A 16420-nucleotide genomic window follows, 5' to 3' on the forward strand; every position below is an offset into this window, starting at 1 on the left:
CGTTCGCTCTTAAAGGGTTGCCACGAGTTGTTGATAGCGCTCGTAAGCCTGCTGGTAGGCGCCTACGCTGCCCGCCACCGGCAGGGTCCGGCTGGCGGGGTCGACGCTTACGCATTTGTCGCACAGGCTGGCCAGCGCTTCGCCGGACTGGCACCACGCCGCCTGGATCGCCGCGCCCAGGGCCGCGGCTTCGCTTTGTTCGGTGCAGACCACTTCGGTATTCATGATGTCGGCCACCATCTGCCGCCACACCGGGCTCTTCGAGCCGCCGCCGATCAAGCGGATGCTCTGGCTTTGCAGGCCGGTCTCGCGCAGCAGGTCGAGGCCGTAGCGCAGGCCGAAGGTGGTGCCCTCGACCACGGCGCGGCACAGGTTGGCGCGGCTCAGGTTGGTCATGGTCAGGCCGTGCAGGCTGCCGGTGGCGTGGGGCAGTGCGGGTACACGCTCACCGTTGAGGAATGGCAGCATGCTCACGCCGTCGGCGCCGATGGGCGCCTGATCGACCAGGGTGTTGAACGCGGCCAGGTCGAGGTCGAACAGCTCGCGCATGACCCCGGTGGCGTTGGTCAGGTTCATGGTGCAGATCAATGGCAACCAGCCGCCGCTGGATGAGCAAAACGTCGCGACCGAAGCCTGGGGGCTGACGTTGGGTTGGTCAGCAAATGCATACACGGTGCCCGATGAACCCAGGCTCATGGTGATCACGCCGGGCGCGATATTACCGGTGCCAATGGCGCCCATCATGTTGTCGCCGCCGCCGCTGGAAACGATGGCGTTGGGGTTGATGCCCAGGCGTTCGGCGATGGCCGGCAGGATCGTGCCGACGCCTTGATTCGCTTCGATCAACACCGGCAGCGCCGCTTCAAGGCGGCCGCTGGGATCGATGTGCTTGAGCAACGCTACATCCCACTCACGGCTGCGCACATTGAAGTAGCCGGTGCCCGACGCATCGCCGTATTCCGCGACGGCACGGCCGGTGAGCCAGTAGTTGAGGTAGTCGTGGGGCAGCAGGATATGCGCAATGCGCGCAAACAGCTCCGGGTGCTGTTCGCGGGTCCACAGCAGTTTCGATACGGTATAGCCCGGCGCAATCGCCACGCCGAGGCGTTCCAGGGAGCCGTTCTCACCGCCCAGATCGGCCAGCAGGCGCTCGTTTTCAGGTGTGGTTTCGGTGTCGCACCACAGCTTGGCCGGGCGCAGGACCTGGCCTTGTTCATCCAGCAGCACCAGGCCGTGTTGCTGGCCGGACACGCCGATGCCGAGGATGTCCTGGCCGTCCACACCGGCCTGTTGCAGGGCGCGGTGGGTGGCCTCGGTGAAGGCGTCCAGCCATTCCTGAGCGTGCTGTTCGCGGCGGCCGTTGGCGCCGCTGATCAGGGTGTGCGCCGCAGCGCCGAGGCCGAGTACCTTGCCGCTGGAGGCGTCGAGAACGATGGCCTTGGTGCCCTGGGTGCCGCAGTCGATGCCGAGAAACAGGTTTTGCTGGGTCATGAGGGTGTGCTCAGCAGTTTATTGTTCGAGTTGGCAATGCATTCCAATGTGCAAGGGGGCAAGCCCCCTCCCACATGTTCAAGTCGGTTTCTTCAGGAGGTGCTTCAGGGTTTCGGTCACGCCGTGATCACGCAAGCTTGCATAACACCGTTCGAACGCTGCCACAAACTCGGCCGACTTGGGAATAGCCGTGCCAAAAATCTCTTCCACCCCCAGCAGGCGCTTGCTGATCAGTGCATCGTCACTCACCAGTCCCTGGCAGAACTCGGCACGCGGGTCGGGGATCTTGTAGCTCACGCCATGTTCATCCACGCCTTTCAGGTACAACGCCCAGGCCGCTACCACCAGCGCCGCACGCTGCGTCTCGCGCCCATCGGCAATCAACCGGTTGATGGTCGGCACGGTGAACTTGGGAAACTTCGACGAGCCATCGGAACACACGCGCTCCAGTTGATCGGCAATCGCCTGGTTGGAGAAGCGGTCTACCAACGTCTGCTTGTACTCCGTCAGGTCGATGCCCGGCACCGGCGCCAGGTTCGGCGTGACGTCCAGGTCCATATAGGCGCGCATGTAGGCCACGAACAGCGGGTCATTCATGGTCTCGTGCACAAACCGATAACCCTTGAGAAAACCCAGGTAGGTCAACGCCAGGTGGCTGCCGTTGAGCAGGCCGATCTTCATCTCTTCATAGGGCGTAACGTCATCGGTAAACTGCACGCCGACCTTTTCCCAGGCCGGGCGACCGTTGACGAATTTGTCTTCCAGCACCCACTGCACAAAGGGTTCGCACACCACCGGCCAGGCGTCGTCGATACCGTGCTCGTCATGCAATTGCAGGCGGTGGGCGGTGCTGGTCATCGGTGTGATGCGGTCGACCATGGCATTCGGGAAGCTCACATTGGCCTTGATCCAGTCGTGCAACTCGGCATTGTGCAGCGCCGCGAACGCCAGCAGGGCCTTGCGGGTCACGGCGCCGTTGTGCGGCAGGTTATCGCAGGACATCACGGTAAACGCCGGGGTGCCGGCGGCGCGGCGCTGGGTCAACGCGGCGCAGATAAAGCCGAACACGGTTTTCGGTGCGCTCGGGTGCGCCAGGTCGTGCTGGATCTGCGGCAGGTGGGCCATGAACTCGCCGTTGCTGTCGTCGATGCAGTAGCCGCCTTCGGTGATGGTCAGCGAGACGATGCGAATGGCCGGGTCGGCCAGTTTGTCGATCAGCGCCTGGGCGCCGTCTTCGGCCAGCAGCATGTCGCTGATCGAGCCGATCACCCGCACCTCGGTGTCGTCGGTGTCGCCCAGTTCGTACAGGGTGAACAGGTAGTCCTGGCCCGCCAGGTCGTCGCGGGCCTTGCGGTCCTCGGCACGCAGGCCGACGCCGCAGATGCTCCAGTCCAACCCTTCGCCAGTGTTCATCAGCGCATCGGTGTAATACGCCTGGTGCGCACGGTGAAAACCGCCGACGCCGATATGGGCGATGCCCTGGGTGGTGCTGGCGATGGCATAGGTGGGCAGCTTCACTTGCGGTGCCAGCTGGGTGAGGTTGTGTTTATTCAGTTTCATCAGCTCAATCTCGCGAAATCAGGCGGCAGCGCGCAGTGGGCGGGCCACGGCCACGCCATCGGTGTCGAACAGATGGCAGTGCGCCGGGTCCAGGTGCAGGTGCAGCGTCTCGCCGTACTGGCTGGCCATGTCGCCACGGATGCGCATGGTCAGCGGTTCGCCATTGGCGGTGATGACGTGGCAGAAGGTGTCGCTGCCCAGGCGCTCGCCGACGTCGGCGGTGACGGTCAGGGTGGTTTGGCCGGGCGTGGCGATTTCCAGGTGCTCCGGGCGAATGCCCAGGGTCACCGCGCTGCCGGCGCTCAGGGTGGCGCTGCTCAACGGCAGGCTGATGGTGGTGCCGGCATCCAGTTGCACTTCACAGCCCTGGCCTTCGACGCGGGTTACCTTGCCTTTGAGGAAGCCCATCTTCGGCGTGCCGAGGAAACCCGCCACAAACAGGTTGGCCGGCTGGTGGTACAGCTCCAGCGGCGAGCCGACCTGCTCGATACGGCCACTGTTGAGTACTACCACTTTGTCGGCCAGGGTCATGGCTTCGACCTGGTCGTGGGTCACGTAGATCATGGTCGCTTGCAGTTCTTTATGCAGCCGCGCCAGTTCCAGGCGCATCTGCACGCGCAGGGCGGCGTCGAGGTTGGACAGCGGTTCGTCGAACAGGAAGATCTTCGGGTTACGCACAATCGCCCGGCCAATGGCCACACGCTGGCGCTGGCCGCCAGACAGTTGCTTGGGCTTGCGCTCCAGCAGCGGCCCAAGTTCCAGGATGCGCGCCGCTTCGCTGACTTTGCTTTCCACCAGTTTCTTGTCGACACCGGCCAGGTCGAGGGCAAACGACATGTTCTTGCGCACGCTCATGTGCGGGTAGAGCGCATAGGTCTGGAACACCATGGCCAGGTCGCGCTTGGCCGGGGTCACTTCGGTGATGTCGCGCCCGTCCAGTTCGATGGTACCTTCGCTGACTTCTTCCAGGCCGGCGATCAGGCGCAGCAGCGTGGATTTACCGCAGCCCGAGGGGCCGACGAACACCACGAATTCCTTGTCGTTCACTTCCAGGTCGATGCCCTTGATGATGGAAAAGCCTTCGAAGCCTTTTTGCAGATTCTTGATTTTCAGGTTGGCCATGAGGGGCCTCCGCTAGGAATTATTATTTAACGGCGCCGAAGGACAGACCGCGCACCAGCTGTTTCTGGCTGATCCAGCCAAAGATCAGGATCGGCGCGCAGGCCAGGGTCGACACGGCGGACAATTTGGCCCAGAACAGCCCTTCGGGGCTGGAGTAGGAGGCGATCAGCGCGGTCAGCGGCGCGGCGGCGGACGAGGTCAGGTTCAGCGACCAGAACGCCTCGTTCCAGCACAGGATCAGCGACAGCAACACGGTTGACGCCAGGCCACCCTTGGCAATCGGCAGCAGTACACGGACCATTTCCTGCCATAGGGTGGCGCCATCCAGGCGGGCGGCTTCGAGGATGTCCTTGGGGATATCCTTGAAGTAGGTGTAAACCATCCAGACCACGATCGGCAGGTTGATCAGGGTGTAGATGATGATCAGCGCGATGCGTGTATCCAGCAGGCCGAAGCTCTTGGCCAGCAGGTAGATCGGCATCAGCACGCCCACCGGCGGCAGCATCTTGGTCGACAGCATCCACAGCAGCGTGCCTTTGGTGCGCTGGGTTTCGTAGAACGCCATGGAGTAGGCGGCCGGCACCGAGATCAGCAGGCACAGGGCGGTGGCGCTGAAGGAGATCAGCACCGAGTTCCACGCATAACTGAAGTAGTTGCTGCGCTCGTTGATGTGCAGGTAGTTCTCCAGCGTCGGCGTGAAGATGAACTGCGGCGGCGTGGCGAACGCGTCGATCTCGGTCTTGAAGCTGGTCAGCACCATCCAGAAGATCGGGAAGAAAATCAGGATCGCGATGGCCCAGGCCAGGGTGCCGAGCAACAGGCTTTGCAGGCGGCGGGATTGTTGAAGCGTCATGGCGCGGCCCTCAAGGCTTGTCAGTCAGGTTTTTGCCGATCATCCGCACCAGGATGATCGCCGCGATATTGGCGATGACCACGGCAATCAAGCCGCCGGCCGAGGCCATGCCCACGTCGAACTGCACCAGCGCCTGGTTGTAGATCAGGTACGCGAGGTTGGTCGAGGCGTAACCGGGGCCACCGTTGGTGGTGGTGAAGATTTCGGCGAACACCGAGAGCAGGAAGATCGTTTCGATCATCACCACCACGGCAATCGGCCGGGCCAGGTGGGGCAGGGTCAGGTGCCAGAAGATCGCGATGGCGCCGGCACCGTCCAGACGCGCAGCTTCCTTTTGTTCCTGGTCGAGGGACTGCATGGCGGTCATCAGCAGCAGGATCGCAAAGGGCAGCCATTGCCACGACACGATGATGATGATCGACAGCAACGGGTAGTGCGCCAGCCAGTCCACCGGCTCGGCACCGAACAGCTTCCACACGGCAGCGAGAATCCCCGACACCGGGTGGAAAATCAGGTTCTTCCAGATCAGCGCGCCGACGGTAGGCATGATGAAGAACGGCGAGATCAGCAGCACCCGCACCAGGCCACGACCGAAAAACTCACTGGCTTCGAGCAGGGCACTGATCAACACACCGAACACCACACTGATCAGCAGCACGCTGCCCACCAGCAACAGGGTATTGGTGGCGCCGGGCAGGAAGCCCGAGTCGGTCACGAAGTAAGCGAAGTTTTCCAACCCCACGAACTCGTTTTCACCGGGGTAGAGCAGGTTGTAGCGGATCAGCGAAAAGTACAGGGTCATGCCCAGCGGCACGATCATCCACAGCAGCAGCAAGGCCACCGAGGGGCTGACGAGGAACCAGCCGGGGTTGGCCAGGCGGTTTTTGGCGGGTGTATTCATTAGGGTCAAGACCAGTCAGATACGAATCGGAGCGCGGTCAATGTGGGTGGGGGCTTGCCCCCTCCCACATTTGACTGTGGGTGGGGCTGGGTTATTTGGGGTAACCCGCCCGCTTCATCTCACGCTCGGTGGTGGTCTGCGCGGCGGTCAAGGCTTGATCCACTGTCTGCTGACCGGTCAGCGCGCCCGAGAAGAACTTGCCGACCTGGGTGCCAATCGCCTGGAACTCAGGAATGGTCACCAACTGGATACCGATATACGGCACCGGCTTGAGCGTCGGTTTGGTCGGGTCCGCGACTTTCAACGATTCCAGCGTCACCTTGGCAAACGGTGCGGCTTTCATGTACTCGTCGCTGTAGGTCGACTTGCGCGTGCCTGGCGGTACGTTGGCGACGCCGTCGGTCTTGGCGACCAAGGCACCATATTCCTTGGAGGTGGCCCAGCTGGTGAACACCTTGGCGGCGTCCTTCGCCTTGGAACTGGTCGGGATCGCCAGGCTCCAGGAGTACAGCCACGACGTACCTTTGTCGGTCTTTTCATGAGGGGCAAAGGTGAAGCCGACATGGTCAGCCACTTTGCTCTGGGTCTTGTCGGTGACGAACGAGCCGGCCACGCTGGCATCCACCCAGATCGCGCACTTGCCGCTGTTGAACAGCGCCAGGTTTTCGTTGAAACCGTTGCTGGAAGCGCCCGGCGGGCCGGATTTCTTCATGTTGTCGACGTAGAAGTTCAGTGCGTCCTTCCATTCAGGGCCGTTGAATTCCGGCTGCCATTTCTCATCGAACCAGCGCGCCCCGTAGCCGTTGGCCAGGGTGGTGATCAGCGCCATGTTCTCGCCCCAACCGGCTTTGCCGCGCAGGCACAGGCCGTATTGCTCTTTGCTCTTGTCGGTGAGTTTGCTGGCGAATTCGCCGATCTGGGTCCAGGTCGGGTGCTCGGGCATGGTCAGCCCGGCGTCCTTGAACAGATCGGTGCGGTAATAGGTGATCGAGCTTTCGGCGTAGAACGGCAGGGCGTACAGCGAGCCTTTGACGGACAAACCGTCACGTACTGAAGGGAAGACATCGTCGAGGTCGTAGGACGCCGGCAGATCCTTCATCGGCTCCAGCCAACCCTTGGCGCCCCACAGTGCAGCTTCGTACATGCCGATGGTCAATACATCGAACTGCCCACCCTGGGTGGCGATGTCGGTGGTCAGGCGCTGGCGCAGTACGTTTTCTTCGAGCACCACCCAGTTCAGCTTGATCTCCGGATGCTCGGCCTCGAAGGTTTTCGAGAGCTTTTGCATGCGGATCATGTCGCTGTTGTTGACGGTGGCAATGGTCAGGGTCTGCGCGCCAAAGCTGACGGCGCTGAGGGTCATGCAGGTGGTCATGCAGGTAGAGACGAGCAGTGCTTTTGCTGTGAACTTCATCGCGCACTCCATTTCCATGCCCAGGGGGCTACGGAAGGACAGTTATTGTTGTTGTGTCTTCCTACAAGGAGTCAGGAAGAGTGTGCGTCGATTACAGCCTTGAAACGGCGATGTGACAAATCCTTGGGAGCACTAGGACTGATACTTTTTTGCACTTGAGTTCAGGTGGGGGCTTGACGCCGGCGGGCATCCGAAAACCTGGCGCCCTGAATAGCGCGGTGGGGCCAGGTCTTCGCAGGTTACGATGCTACGACTTAATAGGCTCTTTTTTCATGCGTGGTCAGCTCTTTGATCCACTGTGGGTCCACAGGCTTGCGCCATTGGCCACGGGTGTGAATTTTCAGGCCTTTTGCGTCCCACTCGGCCATCTTCTTCTTCACTGACTCGGTGTACTCGGATGCCCTGCATGAAATTTCGGCCCAGGGGTCGACGATCCAGGCGTCTTTCCATTCGGATTGTGAAAAATCAATGGTGGCTTTACCTCCCGAGGCCGGTCCGCCGACAACTGTGAATACGTGGTCGCCTCCTTCCACATACCATGTTTGGGCCTTTCCTCCGCTTTTTTCGATGATGTTTTCGGATAGCAAAGCCATTTCCCCACAGTTTCCAGCCCCGGACTTCACAATCAGGTTTGGATGGTTCAACGCCCCAGGCGGTACGGTGTTGCGCAACCAGTTAATCGTCATATCTGCGGCCTCAGTGCGGGCCAGGTCCGCTTTTGAGTGCATTTGGTTAGCAGGCCCCAGGCCGGTGGCTTTCATGGAACGGTTCACGCTGTCTTGCGCTTGTTGTGCGTAGAATTTGTTTTGCTGTTCAGCGGTCCACGATGTGAAGTTGGCGGGATGGTCCAGCGCGGTAACCTGGTTGGGTTGCAAGGCAATATCCGCTTTATCAATCGCTTTGGCCCGCTGTAGCTGATAGACAACCTCGCGTTGCTGTTCATCCGTCAGATTCTTGCACATTGCTTTTAACTCATCGATGTCCTCTTTCAAGTAGCCCGTGCGCTCCAGATCTTCAAAGGCAAATTTCAATTTTGGCAGCGCAATGAAATTGGCATCAAACGGTAAGTTGGCAGCACCTTGACGGATGCTGAATTTATTCCGGTAAGCCCTCACCATCGGCAGCTCCCTACGCGTGCATTTATTGAACGTCAGCTGGCTGCCGGGTGTCTCCTCCAATCGTGCGTAGTAGAACTCGGCGGTATCCGCCTCGATCACCAGGTATTTGGCGGTACTGCCGTGTGCCTTGTCGTTAACGATCACCCCACGCAGTTCACGTTTATCGTCGACAGCATCAGTGATGCGGTTGAGCTTGACCACGCGTGTTTCTCGCTCCAGCCCCTCACTGTGTTGTGCGCTGAAAAAGCCGAATTCGGGTTCATTTTTGAGTGTGCCGGTGATTTTTGATTTGTAGACGATGGGCTTGGTCCCAGGCACCGGATGCAATTTTGGCCCCCTTTCGCCGTCGACCATTTTCCAGCGGCGGCGTTCGAAAATCACAAACTGGCCCTTGCGCAGGAACTTCGGCGCTGAGGGAAACAGGCGCACGTGCTCAAGCGCCTGAAGTTCCTGCTTCAATTCGCCGGATACCTCCTCGATGAACTTGGTAAAACAGACGTCGTTGGCACCGCGCTTGACGCGGCCGCCGATACTGGGGGCTGGGCACCAGGCTTCAAAGCTTTCCAGCGGCGTGTAGTGGTCGGCTGACTCCAGGTCTCGTAGCAAGCCTGGTTGGCGAGAGTCGTAGCGGTAAACCTTGCCCTCGTTGATCAAGTCGAAGCCATGGGTGCGCGTGACGGTATAGGCATCTGCGGCCAAAGGCTTTTCGGTGACCAGGGCTTTTGTGCCGTCGGAAAAGGTTTCTTGTTTCAGGACCGAGGATGTGTCAGACACAAAACCCTCAAGCGCAGGACCATAAGCGGCCATGGTCTTTGCGTCGTAGGCATACCACTCATTGCCCTGGCGTATGGCGGTGATGTTGGCCCGGTCCTGAGCCCCGGAAAGCCACACGCTGCCATTGGCCATGTCAGCTGTCTGCTCAGTTAGCTGGCCATCCTGAAGCCGGCTCAACGAGCGGATTGATTGCGTGGTAGTGGCAGCCGTGAAGTCCTTGAGCTCAATTGCTTCAACCTCTTTAACGCCAAACTTCTCGATAAACCCCGCGGATACCTTGGCAGCCGCCCAAGATGCAGCAGATTTGGCCAAGCCCCACAAATTGCTGGCGCCCTCTGTGGCAACAAGGATCGCGACATCAATGCCAAGGTCTACGCCTGCTTTCAGGAATTGGCCGTGATAAAGGTCTTCCAAGCTGCTGGTGCCGGGCAAGGAGTGCCATATGGCCTTGAAGAAGTCACGGGGTTGCGTGGCCGTTTCAAGTGTATTGCTGGACCAATTACGGTGAAGGTCGACAAAGTCGGATTTGTACAGGTATGTGGAGTCGACCATCACTTTGGCCAATTTCGATAGTCTTCCAGCCACATAATGGGGGGAGAACGCGTCATTTTCCTGGTGGGCAGGGAAGGACACCGGTAACGGCCAGGGTTCGTTATTGTCATCCAGGAGGCGTTGATCGGTGGCTCTCAAAACGACTTCTGATTTAACCCCCGATTTAGGTTCAGTGCCGGTCTTGAAAGCCTCGGCATCGATTTCCAGGCTGACTTTTTGGCCTAGGGGGGTATCCGGATCAATGTCGGCAATTCTTACAATCTGGCCCCACGTCGGGTAAACCGCAAAATCTCTTCTGGCCCCGTTGTAGATCGACGTGATCACCATGCCGCTGCCGGCGCCTTCAACGTTCAAAAACTCTACGTCGCCATAAAGCAGGCTCTTGCGCTCTTCGACAGGCAGCTTGTTGAGCATGTTCTCGAACAGTGTCGTGGTATGCCGCCTGCGAAGATTGAAATCCGCCTTTATAGCCTTGTCGAATTCATCGTTGATCACTGGAAAGCCAGGTTCCCCGGCCTTTTTACGCAGGCTGTCGAAATCCACATGATTGCCTTCCTGCCCCCAGCTTTCATCCAGCCTGCCTGCTTCATAGATTTCTGCCAGGCTATAGTGTCTCCCGCTGATCAAACCAGCGAGTTCGTTTTCAATCATAAAGCGTTTTTCATAGTCGATATGGCTGCCGAACTGTTCTCTTAGTACTTTCAGTGCCATGTCCCTTCTATTGGGCGCTTCAACTGTTCTCAGCCACTGGACGGCTTCGGCGGTGGCCTGGGTGGCTGCCTGGAGTTTCTGCTGGCTGTCTTTCAATTGCTCCAGGGTGTAGTTGTTCTTATCAACGTTGTTATGGATGGCCGCCCAATCCAATAACGGATTCATTTGCGCGTAGCTGTATATCTGCGCTTCCAGTGCTGAGATAGGCCGGATGTTATGAAGACTCATGATTTCCGGGTACGTCATGTTTGCGGTCGCGCCAGGCGCTGTCCATTCGATCCGGTTGACCGCAGTCGTAAACTCGACATCCTCCGGCGAGCCGAGCGTTACTTGTTTCGGTACATCCTTCACCAGTAATTGCGGTGCCGCCCCTTGTAGAAGCAAGTGCGCAACTGCCGGTGCAAGGTGACGAGGGATGCCTTTGTTCTCAATCAGGTGTTGCGTGAAGCGTTCGCGCCTGAGGTGAGTGCTGCGGCCAACGTTATCGTTGTCGGTCAAATCGGCTCCGGCAATGGTCTTGTGTTGAGTGCCGGCCGTTGGATCAACTTCCAGTATCAGGTACGTCAAAAGCAACTTCCTCAAGCTGGTTGAGGTTACAGCCACCTTAATGCGGGTTTGCAGATCGGTGGCGAGTTCAAGCGCATCACTGCAGGTAAGCAGTTGCTCCAGTGCCTGTTCAGGATCGGTACTGAGGTTGGTAACCCTACTGCTGAGGTAATTGAGGAGCGTGTTATTGGTGCCGATCCTTTTTTTCGCCTCTTCGACCAGCTCATCGCGTTGCGCGGCATTCAGCGGCAGTGGCGTCGACAGGAACCCCCAGCGATTGCCCAGCGGAGGAGAGTGGGGAGCCCGCGTCTGCAAGGCCTTCAGCAAATTGTCGTTGTCTGCTTTTGATGACACTGGGTACCAGTTGTTGTGCGAGATAAATTCGGCAACCGTTGTCACGCCCTTGGGTTGATGGGAAGAGTCTGGATCGACCACAAGGCGCCTGGAGCCGCTGTCCGGTGTCCAGTTTTCCAAGGCTTGGATCAGTCTGTAACGGTCGTTGCTGTCACCCACTGCGGTGTTTTGCCGGGCCAGCCAGCCCACTATGTTTTCTGGGTTATCAGGTGGATTGGGAAATTGTTGGGTGCGGCCCATCAAGGCAGCCTGTTGGTCAAATCTCGTGCTGCCGGGGGTGTCGCTGAGGCTATAAAAGTTGGCCACCCATTGGTAGGGAGCACCGTTGGATTCGGCGTGAAGCAGTGCAATGGGTTGTGTTTGATTCGCGAATGCCTGCGCTGCGGTTAGCACGGGCGCCAGCGCGTCAAAGTAATTGGGGTACTTTTGCGCGAACGCGGTGGCAGTGAAACGCTGTTCTTGCGCCCCAACCTTGCTAACCAGCGCGTTGTCCGTGGGGTCATAACGCAAGGAAGCCAGGTCAACCTTCTGCTCATGCGCCCACGCCTTGAAACCCTGGCTATTGAGGGCTTTGTGCAGGTAGGCCCGCCATTGACCGAACAGGCTGTTGGGCGGTATCAGTTGGATGATTTTCGATGCGGCTTGTTCGGGGGCGAGTTTCAGTTCAAGCATTGCACGATGAACAGTGGTGGCAAGCTCACCTTCGGCGCGCGCCAAAAGGTCTTCGGGGGTGTCCTCAGCTTCCACAAGCGCCGCCCGGCTGGCTTTGATGGCGGCGGCCAGTTTTTCAAGTGGCGAGGGGGAGAGCGGCGTAGAGGCCAGCATTTGCGTCACGGCCTGCTGGTTTTGCCGTACGGCGACAGACTGGGGATCGTTCAACGAGGTGTCGACCAGTGCGCTGAAGGTTTGATTTTGAACCAATGCTAAGCCACGATTTAGCAAGGTGTTCAGTTGGTGTTCTTTCCAGTCGGGTTGTCGGGTGTCTGGCTGAGGGGGCATTTGCTCATTGTAGAAACGCATCACCTCGTTCAGTGTTGCGGTGGGCGGAGCAGGGTAGTGCACATTGGCATGAGAGCCTGCGGCCATCTGCTGCACCGCCTGCTTTATCTTGAGCCAGACATTACTCCACTCTTCTGACTTTTCTGACACATCGTTCAGGGTGAACGTGATTTCCACGCCTTTCACGTTGGCGGTCAGGGTGCCTGTGTCGGGGTTGATGCGGGCCGTCTTGGGATCAAGGCCTTGTTTCTGCGCAAAGTCGGTAAAAGTGGTGCTTGTGAACGCATTCAGAAGCTGCTGGCGAACTTGGTTGAAGGTTGAGTACTCGGGCACTTCATTGAGCATAGGTGGCGTATTGTCATTTCCACCATTCAGCGCTGGCAATTGTTTCAGCAGCGTCTCGCTGCACTGCCATGCCAGCGCCTCGTCGGCCTCCTGAACCCTTTGGGCTGCGGTCAACGGCGCATAGCGAGCGAGGCGTTGATCCAGTTGCTCCGCTGGCAGATCGACGATTTGTTGCTTGGCTTGCTGTTGACGTTGCTTGACGGGGGCATACTGTTGCTCGTAAAGCGGGTCGGAATGACGTAGCGAAGGAAATGTTCCCTCACGAATCAACTGCCCAATGTTGAATAACGTATCCTCATTGTAGTTTCGGGAGTAATCATGGGGCAGTGGCATGCCATAGAAGTTGGTAATCAGCTCAGGAAACGCCCGGTCTCGCCCGAAAAATCTGAAAGGTTCACGACTGGAGCCCGCCACTTTTGTGACCGCTTTGAAAACCGCCGATGTTGCCTTTGAAAAACTGTCTTTGCCGTACTGGCTGATATCAATGTCGTGGTCCTCCTGCTGCAGGAGGAGGCGCCCGGCGGGGTCGATCACCAACGATTCAATATCGATGTCATGGGTTTGGGCAAACGATTTGAAGGGTTCCGAGCGAAGCGCATCATCCAGCTCGGCAAGGGCCAGGCCAAAAGTGGAGTCGGGCTCGACGTGAACCGTGTATTGGGTGCCTTTTAGAGCCAGCTCTTTATCGTTAAGCAACGCGTTGATCAGGGTGTAGGCTGTATTGATCGCCAACTCCGCATCAGCCTTGTCAACCAACGTGTCGGCGAACTTGCGCAGCGAGGCGTTGCCTGTGTCCTGGCTGGGGGGCGCGTTCTGCAGATCTCGACGTAAGCGCGAAGAAACAGGACGAATTTTTGGCGCGCTGGGCACGGGACTATCAATGATTTCTTGAATCAACTGGTCGGTGTTTTTTTGCGGATCGAGCGCACTTGGCTGACCAAGAAGTTTCTCGACCTCTGCCCGTACTGCGGGAGCTGCCAGCGGATCAGGCGAACTCATCACGTGTTGCCTGATCTGCTCGAACAGGCTTGATTGTTCTTTTGTCGCTCTGAATCTGAGCAAGGATTCAATGCGCTGACGCGTGTGATCCGGCAGATCAACCGGCGGGGTGAAAGGTGTCTGGCGTTGGTCGATGGGGTTAGCGAAAAGTCCGATGACGATGGAGGTGACCGAGACGCGGAGCGGGCCAGCCGGTGGTTTCGGGTTATCACGCTGCGCAGTGGTTGTGCGGTGGTTTGAGACTGGAAGCCCGATCATAAGAAGTCCTCAACAGCAGCGGATATAGGCAGGAAATTCCGCGCAATGGAAAATGGAAGACACTTTTCTTACGTGGCAACCAGCGCTGTTAGGTTCCTTTTGAATTCCCCTATAGATCTATCTAGGGAGGCGTCGCTGTTTCAGGCGAGGTTCTGCTCAGTCAGTCGCTGCACCGCCAGGCGACGGTAGTGGGAAGGGGTCATGCCCTTGAGTTGCTGGAAGCGCCGGTTGAAGTTGGAGATATTGTTGAAGCCCGACTCGAAACACACATCCGTCACGGCTTTATCCCCATCGGCCAACAACTCGCAGGATTTGCTGATACGCAACCGGTTGACGAACTCGATGAATGTGCGCCCGGTGGCCTGTTTGAACACGCGAGAGAAGTAAGTGGGCTTCATGCCCAAGTATTCCGCCACTTCTTCGAGCGGCAACTCCCGCGCGTAGTGGGCGAAAATGTAGTCTACGGCGCGGTTGGTGCGGTCGATGCTGTGTTCATCGGCCAGTTGCGGCGTGGTCACACCGGAAAGCAGTTGGTAGTCCTCACAGGCGCTCAACACGTCCAGCAGGATAAAGAAGTGCCCCAGGCGCGCCATGCCTTGGGCGTCCTCGATGCGTTGCATCAAGGTCATGGCCTGGGCGATGGTCTTTTTGCAGCGAAACTCGATGCCGGACTGCGCCCGCTCCAGCAGCGGCGCCAGGCTTTTGAGTTCGGCGAAGATGTGGCTGCCGTGCTCGAACAGCTCATCGGTGAAGTTCACCAACATGTCGCGCTTGGGCACCACCTCGTCTTCCTCCACCTGGCTGATCCAGTTATGGGGCAGGTTGGGGCCGGTGAGGAACAGGCTTTCCGGGTAGAAGTTGCCGATGTAGTCACCGATAAACACCTTGCCGGAGCTGGCGACGATCAGGTGCAGCTCGTATTCCTTGTGGAAGTGCCAGCGCACCAGCGGGCAAGGGAAACCGTGTTGGCGATAAATAATGGACAGGCCGTTGTGGTCGTCCATCAGTTCGTAGGAAGGGTCGGTGATGCGCGTTGCTCGGGTCATGCTGCCGTCGCTTTATTGTGGTTGCTGCGTAGGATAATGCCCCCTTGCGCACGACCTCGCCAGCGTCGATGTTTATACGTTGCGGTTTTTTGCCTCGATCCACTGGGACATGTACTGCGTACTTTTGTGGGCATGGTGGCGCAGCATGCTGCCGGTGAAGTTATCGCGGCGATGGGCCGAAAGGCGCCCGCGGCACTGCTCCAGGCAGGCCACCAGCGCCGGGCCATGGATGTTCTGGTCATACCGTCTGGCCAGCAGTCGGCGACCGTCCTCCTGGGCCTGGTTCCAGCGTTCACAGTCTTGATACAGGGCCACCGCGGCTGCCGCGAGGGCCGGGGCGCTTTGTTCCACGGCACCAGGCCACGGCTGTTCATCCCCCATGGCCTCGGCACCGATCGGCGTGGTGACGTTTGGCGTGCCGCACAGCATTGCATCCGCCAGCTTGCCCTTGATTCCGGCGCCGAATCGCAAGGGTGCCAGGCAGATGCGCGCCGCGGACATCACTTGCAGGGCGTCTTCGGCCCAGTTCATTACATGAAAGCCCTGCGCCGGGTTGTGCAGGGCCGTGGCTTTGGGCGGGGTGTAGGCGCCATAAATGTGCAGTTGCGCTCCCGGGAGTTGCTGGCGGATCAGCGGCCACAGGCTGTTCTTCATCCACAGCACCGCATCCCAGTTGGGGGCGTGGCGGAAGTTGCCGATGCTGAGGAAATGGGCGCGGTCTTCAAATGGCGCGAAGGGCTCGGTCGGCGGTTCCAGCATCAGCGGGCACCAGTGGAGCAGGGCGGCGGGCACCTTGAACTGCTCGGTGAGCAGGCGTGCCTCTGCGTCGGAGATCATCAGGCTGATGTCACAGCGATAAATCGCGGCGATTTCGCGCTTGGCAATGTCAGTGTCGGCCATTAGCCGGAATTCTTCGTCCAGGGCCAAATTGAACAGGGCGCTGAAGTCGTTACTGTCTGGATGCGTCCTCAGGTGGTCCTTGAGGTGCTGGTGCCGGACATCGCGCAGGCTTTGCAGGTCGCTGGTTTCCAGGACGCGAAGGGCATCGGGGCATTGTTTCTCGACACGCCAGCCAAACTGCTCTTCCATCATGAAACGGTCGAACAGCACGATATCCGGGGCGAGTTCGCGGATAAAATCATCGAAACTGCTGTTATTGAGTTCGATTAGGCATTCGGCGATGCCCAGCGCGGGCAAATCGGCCTTGTGCTCGCCGATGGTTGCGGGGCTGCTGAAGGTTATGTCCCAACCTTGTGTCAGAAAGCTCTCAAGAATCTGCATCATATGCCCGCCTGCGGCCGAGGAACGCGGCTCCGGCCAGACATAACCAATGACCAGGACTTTGGTGGCAGGCTGATTCATCAACAACAGGTTCCT

General features: G+C 58.9%; 9 protein-coding genes. All 9 read right to left on the bottom strand.

Annotated elements, in window-relative coordinates; all coding sequences use genetic code 11:
• Positions 1 to 9: 9 nt before the first annotated feature.
• Positions 10 to 1491, bottom strand: a complete 1482-nt coding sequence (xylB, locus tag BMX59_RS26560) for a xylulokinase (RefSeq protein WP_093127654.1) — start codon at positions 1489 to 1491, stop codon at positions 10 to 12.
• Between the two features lie 78 nt (positions 1492 to 1569).
• On the bottom strand, positions 1570 to 3051 hold the full coding sequence (locus BMX59_RS26565; protein WP_093127657.1) for a mannitol dehydrogenase family protein: 1482 nt from the start codon (positions 3049 to 3051) through the stop codon (positions 1570 to 1572).
• Between the two features lie 18 nt (positions 3052 to 3069).
• On the bottom strand, positions 3070 to 4173 hold the full coding sequence (locus tag BMX59_RS26570; RefSeq protein ID WP_093127661.1) for an ABC transporter ATP-binding protein: 1104 nt from the start codon (positions 4171 to 4173) through the stop codon (positions 3070 to 3072).
• 22 nt (positions 4174 to 4195) lie between these two features.
• Positions 4196 to 5026: a carbohydrate ABC transporter permease gene (locus BMX59_RS26575; protein ID WP_003173672.1), complete on the bottom strand. Its 831-nt coding sequence runs from the start codon at positions 5024 to 5026 to the stop codon at positions 4196 to 4198.
• Positions 5027 to 5036: 10 nt separating this feature from the next.
• A complete protein-coding gene (locus tag BMX59_RS26580) occupies positions 5037 to 5927 on the bottom strand; it encodes a carbohydrate ABC transporter permease (RefSeq protein ID WP_071490600.1) in 891 nt (296 codons plus the stop codon).
• A gap of 91 nt (positions 5928 to 6018) precedes the next feature.
• The gene (locus BMX59_RS26585) at positions 6019 to 7302 is read right to left on the bottom strand and encodes an ABC transporter substrate-binding protein (RefSeq protein WP_371858640.1); all 1284 of its coding nucleotides are present in this window, start codon (positions 7300 to 7302) and stop codon (positions 6019 to 6021) included.
• Between the two features lie 293 nt (positions 7303 to 7595).
• The gene (locus BMX59_RS26590) at positions 7596 to 13997 is read right to left on the bottom strand and encodes a hypothetical protein (RefSeq protein ID WP_093127665.1); all 6402 of its coding nucleotides are present in this window, start codon (positions 13995 to 13997) and stop codon (positions 7596 to 7598) included.
• 140 nt (positions 13998 to 14137) lie between these two features.
• Positions 14138 to 15043, bottom strand: a complete 906-nt coding sequence (locus BMX59_RS26595) for an AraC family transcriptional regulator (protein WP_071490598.1) — start codon at positions 15041 to 15043, stop codon at positions 14138 to 14140.
• A gap of 72 nt (positions 15044 to 15115) precedes the next feature.
• Positions 15116 to 16405, bottom strand: a complete 1290-nt coding sequence (locus tag BMX59_RS26600; protein WP_092249062.1) for a glycosyltransferase — start codon at positions 16403 to 16405, stop codon at positions 15116 to 15118.
• Positions 16406 to 16420: the final 15 nt, after the last annotated feature.

This window comes from Pseudomonas sp. NFR09 (assembly GCF_900111535.1).
Taxonomy (GTDB): domain Bacteria; phylum Pseudomonadota; class Gammaproteobacteria; order Pseudomonadales; family Pseudomonadaceae; genus Aquipseudomonas; species Aquipseudomonas extremorientalis.